General features: G+C 60.3%; 1 protein-coding gene. It reads right to left on the bottom strand.

What is annotated here, in order from left to right; genetic code table 11:
• Window positions 1-752 (bottom strand): transposase (locus tag EQW76_RS28750; RefSeq protein WP_143123530.1); only part of this gene is annotated, 752 nt, incomplete at its 3' end.
• Window positions 753-755 lie beyond the last annotated feature (3 nt).

Raw genomic sequence — 755 nt, 5'->3', positions numbered from 1 at the left:
TCATCACCGTGGATCCGTTCAGACGCGAACGTATGGCTTTCAATCCGCCTCACAAGCGGGGCAAGGACCTGGCAGCACGCGCCAATCGCGTCTGCTGCTGTCGACAGACTGACTGGCACACCTTCCAGGGCAAAACGTTCGACCTGGCGATTGAGGGGAATGTGCTGGCCGAACTTGTCGCAGAGCATCATCGCCAAAAGGCTCGGACCCGCCCATCCTCTCGGTATGACATGGAAGGGTGCAGGTGCCTGACTGATCTTCTCGCAGTCACGGCAGGTGAACTTTTCCCGCACCGTCTGAATGACCTTCCAGCTACGCGGTACGCTCTCCATCGTTTCGGTGATGTCTTCGCCGAGCTTGCGAAGCCGTTCACCGCCACAGCAGCTGCAGGCAACCGGACCAGGCACCACGACACGCTCACGCGGAAGATGTTCCGGGAAAGGCTTCTTGACGGGCCGCTTGCGCGTAAAGCCGGTGACCGCAATCGCAGCAGCTGCAGCAACGGCCATTTCGGCGGCAAGCTCATCTTCAGTCGCCGCCGCTTCGGCGTCCTCAAGCATCAGCTCCATCTGCGCGATCAGCCGCGCTGTCCGTTCCGACTTCTGACCGCGCAGTTCCCGTTGCAGCTTTTCGATATAGACTTTCTGGCGAAGAATGATGGCCTGATCGTCGGCCTCCTTGGCCTTGGCAACAGCCAATTCGGCCAAAGCAGTAGCCCGTTCCGACCGCGCAATCGCTAGCTCTGCTTCCAGGGC

Source organism: Rhizobium sp. rho-13.1 (assembly GCF_007000305.1).
Lineage (GTDB): Bacteria > Pseudomonadota > Alphaproteobacteria > Rhizobiales > Rhizobiaceae > Rhizobium > Rhizobium rhododendri.
Note: the sequence above shows the minus strand (reverse complement) of the source record. Positions and strands in the feature narration are given on the sequence as shown.